Source organism: Streptomyces sp. SBT349 (genome assembly GCF_001083795.1).
In the GTDB taxonomy this organism is placed as follows: Bacteria; Actinomycetota; Actinomycetes; order Streptomycetales; family Streptomycetaceae; genus Streptomyces.
This window is the reverse complement of record NZ_LAVK01000353.1, coordinates 1-7,599: the sequence shown is the minus strand read 5'-3', so window position 1 is coordinate 7,599 and position 7,599 is coordinate 1. Positions and strand designations below refer to the sequence as shown.

General features: G+C 67.4%; 6 protein-coding genes, 2 tRNA genes and 1 pseudogene. 6 read left to right on the top strand and 3 right to left on the bottom strand.

Annotated features, from left to right (window positions below; all coding sequences use genetic code 11):
- The first annotated feature begins 22 nt into the window (after positions 1 to 22).
- From ADY01_RS29750 to ADY01_RS37580, 5 genes are all read left to right on the top strand, one after another.
- Entirely contained in the window at positions 23 to 1,297 is a 1,275-nt protein-coding gene (locus ADY01_RS29750; protein WP_078900730.1) for a DUF3631 domain-containing protein, read from the top strand.
- Between the two features lie 202 nt (positions 1,298 to 1,499).
- Positions 1,500 to 1,712 (top strand): helix-turn-helix domain-containing protein, encoded by a 213-nt coding sequence (locus ADY01_RS29745; RefSeq protein WP_049579659.1) that lies wholly within the window; start codon positions 1,500 to 1,502, stop codon positions 1,710 to 1,712.
- Complete coding sequence (locus ADY01_RS29740; RefSeq protein ID WP_049579657.1) at positions 1,712 to 2,908, top strand: site-specific integrase; 1,197 nt, start codon at positions 1,712 to 1,714, stop codon at positions 2,906 to 2,908. The genes ADY01_RS29745 and ADY01_RS29740 overlap by 1 nt, the downstream gene beginning before the upstream one ends.
- 276 nt (positions 2,909 to 3,184) lie before the next feature.
- Positions 3,185 to 3,760, top strand: coding sequence for a DUF4365 domain-containing protein (locus tag ADY01_RS37585; RefSeq protein WP_078900729.1), 576 nt, complete (start codon positions 3,185 to 3,187; stop codon positions 3,758 to 3,760).
- Entirely contained in the window at positions 3,757 to 4,968 is a 1,212-nt protein-coding gene (locus ADY01_RS37580; protein WP_078900728.1) for a hypothetical protein, read from the top strand. The genes ADY01_RS37585 and ADY01_RS37580 overlap by 4 nt, the downstream gene beginning before the upstream one ends.
- Before the next feature lie 215 nt (positions 4,969 to 5,183).
- Here ADY01_RS37580 and ADY01_RS29730 read toward each other — a convergent pair.
- A tRNA-Phe gene (locus tag ADY01_RS29730) sits at positions 5,184 to 5,257 on the bottom strand.
- 4 nt (positions 5,258 to 5,261) lie between these two features.
- Positions 5,262 to 5,336: transfer RNA gene (locus tag ADY01_RS29725), tRNA-Asp, on the bottom strand.
- Positions 5,337 to 5,523: 187 nt separating this feature from the next.
- Here ADY01_RS29725 and mgrA point away from each other — a divergent pair.
- The gene (mgrA, locus tag ADY01_RS29720) at positions 5,524 to 6,519 is read left to right on the top strand and encodes an L-glyceraldehyde 3-phosphate reductase (protein ID WP_199826340.1); all 996 of its coding nucleotides are present in this window, start codon (positions 5,524 to 5,526) and stop codon (positions 6,517 to 6,519) included.
- Here mgrA and ADY01_RS29715 read toward each other — a convergent pair.
- Positions 6,503 to 7,561, bottom strand: a pseudogene (locus tag ADY01_RS29715) (glycoside hydrolase family 38 C-terminal domain-containing protein); the annotation flags it as partial. The gene mgrA and the pseudogene ADY01_RS29715 overlap by 17 nt on opposite strands.
- Positions 7,562 to 7,599: the final 38 nt, after the last annotated feature.

Genomic DNA, 7,599 nt, shown 5'->3' with positions numbered 1-7,599 from the left:
CTCCTTCGCCCGCGCCAGCAATATGTTTAAAAGAGACCCCCACACCCCCCCCCCCGCCAAACCGGCCCCGCCCCCGGTGGTCGAGGGCGACTCGGAGGACGCCGCCCGACAGGGCGTCCCTTCTGCTGTTCGCCCTGACCCGCACACCGAGGACGGCGCCGCGCTTCTGGACGAAGTCGAGGCGTTCCACCGCCGCTTCAACGCCTTCCCCAGCGAAGCGGCCTACGTGGCCGTCGTCCTGTGGGACGCGCACGCCCACCTGCTCGACTGCTTCGACGCGACGCCGCGGCTCGCGTTCCTCTCCCCGGAACCGGCCAGCGGGAAGTCACGCGCGCTGGAGATCGTGGAGACGCTGGTGCCCTACCCGATGGTCGCGGTCAACGCGTCGGCGTCCGCGCTGTTCCGCGCCGTCTCCGGCATGGGTGAGCGGCCGACGATCCTGTTCGACGAGATCGACACCGTCTTCGGCCCCAAGGCCGGGGAGAACGAGCAGCTTCGCGGGTTCCTCAACGCCGGACACCGCCGGTCCGGGGTGATGTACCGGTGCGTCGGCGACGGCGCCAACCAGACGGTGCAGGAGTTCCCCTCTTTCTGCGCGGTGGCCCTCGCCGGGCTCGGTTCGCTGCCCGACACGATCCTGACCCGCTCGGTCATCATCCGCATGCGCCGACGGGCCCCCAACGAGACCGTCGAGGGGTTCCGCCAGCGCTGGCACGAACGCGAGGGCCACGCGCTCCGCGACCGCCTCGCCAGGTGGGCCGACAGCGCGAGGGAAGGCGTCGAAGGCAGCTTCCCCGAGATGCCCGAAGGGGTCACCGACCGCCCCGCCGACGTGTGGGAACCCCTGCTCGCGGTCGCCGACGCGGCCGGCGGCCCCTGGCCCGCCCGCGCCCGCCAGGCGTGCGTCGAGCTGGTGGCCGCCGCCCGGCAGGACGACAAGGGATCCCTCGGCATCCGGCTGCTGACCGACCTGCGCGACCAGGTGTTCGCGGGCATCGACCGCCTGCCCACCGTCGCCATCCTGGACCGGCTCCACAGCCTGGACGAAGCGCCCTGGGCCGACATCGGCGGCAAGCCGCTCAACCCCCGCGGCCTGTCCAAGATGCTCCGCGAGTACATGACCGCCGACAACGCCCCCATCGCCGCCCGCAACATCAAGACCGGCGGCAGCGTGATGAAGGGCTACTACGCGGCCGACCTCGCCGACGCCTGGCAGCGGTACTGCCCACCCCCACCGGAGGATCCGCTACTTCCGCTACCTCCGCTACCGCGCAGCTCAGAGGCCCCGCCCGGGTAGCGGAAACCCTCCCCGCATCCGCTACCCCCGCGCTTCTTCCCGCTACCGGCCCGGCCATCGCACCCCGGGCCGGTAGCGCCCAATCCGCTACCGCTACCCCGATCCGCTACCTCGATCATGCCCCTGACCAGGGCGGTAGCGGAGGTAGCGGAAGTAGCGGCACTGACAGGACCCCGGCACCGCATGCCCGAAGGGATCTCGCATGCCCGCCCCCAGCACCACCGCCCCCGCGCCCGGCCCGATCGAGGTTCTGACCGTTCCCGAGGCCATGGCCGCCCTCCGCATCAAGCGCGGGAAGCTCTACGACCTCATCCGCACCAAGCAGTTGACCAGCTTCACCATCGGCCGCGCCCGCCGCATCACGGCCGAGTCCATCCGCGCCTTCATCCGCAGGCAGATCGAGGAGAACGACTGATGGCCAAGCGCGCCAACGGCGAGGGCAGCATCACTCGCCGGAAGGACGGGACCTATCACGGCCGGGTCTACGTGACCACCACCAGCGGCGTCCGCAAGCGCGTCTCGGTCTACGGCAAGACTCGCGATGAGGTGCGCCACAAGGTCACCGAACTGCAAGCGCAGGAGGCCAAGGGCGTCCCCCAGCCCGACACCAACATGAAGCTGGAGGAGTACCTGACCTACTGGCTGGCCCGCGTGGTCGCGGTCAACCGGCGGCCGAAGACCTACCAGGGCTACGAGAGTGTCGCCCGCGTCCATCTCGTTCCCGGCCTGGGCCGGAAGAAGATCCGGACGCTCCGCGCGGCCGAGGTGCGGACGTGGCTCGCTCAGGTGGCCGCGGAGTGCCAGTGCTGCAAGCACGGCTTGGACGTGGAGCGGAAGCGCTGCTGCGCGGCGGGGGAGTGCTGCGAGTCGCGGCTCTCGCGGCGCATGGTGCAGTCGATCCACGCCGTGCTGCGGAACGCGCTCCAGAACGCCGTGCGCGAGGAGCTGATCACGCGGAACGTCGCCCAACTCGTGCAGGTCCCGACGCCGGTCTACGACACCGGCAAGGGGCTGAGCGTGACACAGGCCCGGCTCCTGTTGAAAATGGCCGAGGGGGATCGGCTGCACGCGCTCTACGTGCTCGCGCTCGCCATGGGCATGCGGCGCGGCGAGCTGCTGGGGCTCACCTGGAACGCGGTGGACCTCGACCGCGGCTCGCTTATCGTGGAACGCTCCCTGCAACGCGTGAACGGCAGCCTCTCCCTGGTCCGGCCCAAGACGCCGTCCTCGGTCCGGACGGTGCCGCTGCCGCCTCTGGTGGTCGCCGCACTGCTGGCCCACCGCGAGCGCCAGGCACAGGAGCGAGCCGCCGAGGGCGACACCTGGACGGACAGCGGCCTGGTCTTCACCTCCCGGGTGGGCACTCCATTGGAGCCGGACAACCTGCGCCGGTCCTGGTACCCCCTCCGGAAGCGACTCGGCCTCGACCTCCGCTTTCATGACCTGCGCCACTCCTGCGTGACGCTGTTGCTCGACCTCGGTGTGCCGCCGCACATCGTCCAGCAGATCGCCGGGCACAGCGATCACAGCGTGACGATGAAGGTCTACGCCCACGCGTCGCTGGACGAGATGCGGAAGGCGCTCGACCGGCTCGGGAGGCGGCTGGGCTGAGCATTGACGTGCGAAGATAAAAGGCCCGGGCAGATGATCTCTGCCCGGGCCTCTTTCCTGGTCACTGTCAGTACGCCTCGATCGTTCAGTAGCCTGTTGCCCCGGATACGCCGCCGAACTGGCTCGCGATGTGGAGGTTTGGCACCGAGTGTTCGTCCGGCCTCGATTCGCTCTTCCATGCTGGCCAGGGGAGTTGATGCAGATCGATACGCTCTGGCCCTTTAACTTCGCCCTCTGTGTCGGCTAGTCTCAGCCTCCGCTGAGCAAGGGGGGCACATGGCGACGGTTGAGGATGACATAGATGTTCGTGCCAGCAATGCTCGGGACTTGGTAGACGGACAGTTACCCATGACCGCGCGGCAGGAGCACTTCAGCTTAGCGTTCACGCGCATGGTTGCCTATGTGGCTGGCTGTGCGGTCAAGACCCATGAAACCGACTACGAGGGTGTCGATATCACTATCACCTCGTCGGCGGATTATAAGCGATTCTATGGCGCTGAATTCGACCTTCAGCTGAAGTGTACGACGCAGAAGCGCTATCTCGCATCCACTCATATGGCCTGGCCCATGAAGGTGAAGCCATATCGGAAGTTGATACGGCCTAATCGATTTATTCCGGCGTATCTAGGTGTGCTTTTATTGCCCGAGGATGCCGAAGAGTGGCTTTCTGTAGACGAAGATCGCCTGATCACGGAAAGCCGTATGTATTGGCAGGCGGCCTCTAGGCTCGAACCAGACGACGGCGTCCATGAAACTAAAACAGTCTACCTTCCGCGGGCGAACTTATTCGACGGCAGGCGACTGCTTGAGATAATGGCAAATATCGGCGATGATGGGGGAGGCGTTCGATGAGTTCCTCTGCCCTTGACGGCTATCGCGAGGCGGCAGATACTCTGAGCCCGGCGGCTGTTTCCCAGTTTCTCGCAGCGCATGATTGGGAACTTGAGTCGCGGCAGGATCGGGTCCGTGAAATTTGGCGTCTGAAAGATGCGAGCGGACGCGTTGAGGGCAGAGTTATGTTGCCGCTTGCAGGCGAATTCGTGGACTTTGGGAAGCGGTTCGAAGACGTCCTGGTGTCGCTCGGTCATATTCATTCGATGGATGCAGGTGAACTGTACGAGCGGATCATCACCACGCGAGCTGACCTATTCTTCGTTCGCTTAGACCAGATCATGATCGACGGCACGATTCCTTTCCAGCAAGCAGAGAAAACGCTACAAGCGCTCTATAAGATGGTCCGTGCGGCGGCGACCACCGCAGCAGACCCAAGTCATCCGCACCGTGGTCGGCGACCGGCCGGGGTGACTGAGTTCCTCGAAGATGACGTCCGGTTGGGTCATACCAAGCGGGGTAGTTTTGTCTTTACCATCGCCGCCCGACTCGGTGATTATGCTCCAGCGCTGGCGGGCCGATCGGAGTCCGATCCAGTTTCGCCATTTCCCCGTAAAGTCATGGAGACTTTAGCTCGCGGCTTGGAGACAGCCGAATATCTTACTAGGCAGTGGGATGAAGAGATCCTGGAAGCACCCTGGCGGGCCGGGCTTAGCGCGGGGCTAGTCGAGTCGCTAGAGGATATGGTGCAACCATCTCATCTAAGGCGGCTTGATCTTTCATTCGAGTGGGCTGTGACCGAGCCGAGGCCCGACGTTGGGCTAACCACGATTACTTTGGACCGTGACGTCATGGTCGAGTTACCTCGTGTGCGTGAAAGACTGGTGCGACAAGAGGAGCCGCCACGCCGTGAAATGCTGGTGGGCATTGTCAAAAGCCTTAGTAGGGATGAGGCTGTGGACGGGGAAGAGGAAACAGCTTCGATTACGCTTGCGGCCGAGGTTAATGGGAAGCAGCGACACGTCCATCTGACAGTGTCGGGCGAAGATCATGACTGGGCAATAGTTGCGTATAGGCAAAAACTTCCCTTCACGGTAACGGGTGACCTAACCTATGAACGAAGAGCATGGCGTCTTATGGGTGAGATCGCGGTGGATGCTAGCTTCTTGGAGCATCACGCTGCGTCTACCGGTGGGAGCACGCCACAGCCAGAGGCGGAGCAGGACTAACGGGTGGCGGCTGGCGTCGGTTTGAGGAACCGGGCTGGCCTGTGACCAGATGCAGTCCCGGGTGCGACCCACTGGCGCCCGAGAGCGCAGAAGGCGCTCGACGGCATGGGGTCCAGGCCAGGCTGGGCGCGTTGGCGTACCGGTTGGGGTAGACACAAAAACGGGCCCTGGCGGATGATCTCCGCTGGGGCCCGTATGTGCTGCTCAAAGGAAGGTGGCTGGGGCCGGGGTCGAACCGGCGACCTTCCGCTTTTCAGGCGGACGCTCGTACCAACTGAGCTACCCAGCCAGAGCGGTCCTGACGGGATTTGAACCCGCGGCCTCCACCTTGACAGGGTGGCGAGCACTCCAAACTGCTCCACAGGACCTGGCGTGTACGACGCCCTGAACCGGGCCGATGTCGCTGGAGCAGCGTATCACGGGGGAGGGGGCCGCTTGCTCGCCGTTTGTCGAGGCAGGGGGCCGGTGGGGGGCCGAAGGCGTGGGTTGTGACGTTGTAAGGCGTGTGTCAGGATGCGGCGGTTCGCACAAGAACGCGCACGACGAGGGAGAACCGTGACATACGTCGCCTCCGGCAGCCGCTATGACGCCATGCCCTACCGACGCAGCGGACGGTCCGGCCTGAAGCTGCCGGCGATTTCGCTCGGCCTGTGGCACAACTTCGGAGACGCCCATCCGTACGAGACCCAGCGGGCGATCCTCCGTCGCGCGTTCGACCTCGGCGTGACCCACTTCGACCTGGCCAACAACTACGGCCCCGGGCCCGGCGCCGCCGAGCGGAACTTCGGGCAGGTCTTCGCCGCCGACCTCCGCCCCTACCGCGACGAGATCATCGTCTCCACCAAGGCGGGCTACCACATGTGGCCGGGCCCCTACGGGGAGTTCGGGTCGCGCAAGTACCTGCTCTCCAGCCTGGACCGGAGCCTGGGCCGCATGGGCCTGGACCATGTGGACATCTTCTACTCGCACCGCCCCGACCCCGAGACGCCCCTGGAGGAGACCATGGGCGCCCTCGACTCGGCCGTTCGCCAGGGCAAGGCGCTGTACGCGGGGATCTCCAACTACTCGCCCGAGCAGACCCGCGAGGCCGCCCGCATCCTCGCCGGCCTCGGCACCCCGCTCCTCATCCACCAGCCGTCCTACTCGATGGTCAACCGCTGGGTCGAGGACGGCCTGCTGGACACCCTGGACGAGGTCGGCGCCGGGTCGATCGCGTTCTCGCCGCTCGCGCAGGGCCTGTTGACCGACCGCTATCTCGGGGGCGTCCCCGGGGACTCGCGGGCGGCCGGGGCCAGCCCGTTCCTCACCACCGAGCGCGTCGAGGAGTCCGTCGCGATCGCGCGGGCGCTGGACGAGATCGCCAAGCGGCGCGGCCAGACCCTCGCGCAGCTCGCCCTGGCGTGGGTGCTGCGCGGGGGCCGGGTCACCTCCGCGCTGATCGGCGCGAGCAGCGTCCGTCAGCTGGAGGACAACGTCGGGGCCGTCGCCAACCTCGCGTTCGCCGAGGACGAGCTCGGCGAGATCGAGGACGTCCTCACGCCGAAGGGCTGATCCCGGCCAGCGGGGTCAGCCGGAGGGTCAGGATCTCGAAGGGGCGCAGGGCCAGTTCGCGGCCGGCCCGCGCCCCCTCCGCGTCCAGGGGCCGTTCCAGGAGGTCGGTCACGGTCACGTTCGCGACCGGGAAGCCGGTCGTGAGGGTGGCCGTGGCGCGGCCCCCGCGCGACTCGAAGAGGCGGACGACGACGTCGCCCGACCGGTCGTCGGCCAGCTTGACCGCCTCGATCACCACGGCGTCGTTGTCCACGGCCACCAGCGGCGCCACCGCGCGCGAGCCCGGGACGCGGCGCTCCGGCAGGTTGAGCCGGTAGCCCTCGGTGACCGCGTCGCCGAGGTCCGCGCCGACGAGCAGCGCGTACCGCAGCCGGTGGCGGCCCTGGTCGGCCTCGGGGTCGGGGAAACGGGGCGCCCGCAGCAGCGAGAGCCGCACGGTGGTCGTGGTGCCCCCGTCGGGCCTGACGTCGCGCGTGACCTCGTGGCCGTAGGTCGAGTCGTTGACCAGCGCCGCGCCCCAGCCCGGCTCGCCGACGTGCAGCCAGCGGTGGGCGCAGAACTCGAACTTGGCGGCCTCCCAGCTGGTGTTGGTGTGGGTGGGGCGGCGGGTGTGGCCGAACGGGATCTCGCCGCGCGAGTCGTCGGCGCGCACGTCGAGCGGGAAGGCGGCCTTGAGCAGCTTCTCGCGCTCGTGCCAGTCCACGGTGGTGTCGATCTCGACGCGGCGGGCGCCCTCGGGCAGCGTGATCACCTGGTCGACACGCGAGGCGCCGACCTCGCGGACGACGCGGACGCCGCCGTCGGCCGCCGTGACCTCCTCGGCCGCGGTGAGGTCGACGACGGTGTTGCGGTAGTAGGCGTCGACGTCCCAGGCGTCCCACTGGTTGGGGAAGTCCTGGTGGATCTGGAGGAGGTTGGCGGCGGAGCCGGGCGGCACGGCCTCGCGGCCCGCGGCCAGGTCGACCACGGAGGTCAGCAGGCCACGGGCGTCGACGGTGACCCGCAGCAGGCCGTTGTCCAGGGTGAACGCGCCGTCCGCGGCGGGGCGCGTTCACCCTGGACAACGGCCTGCTGCGGGTC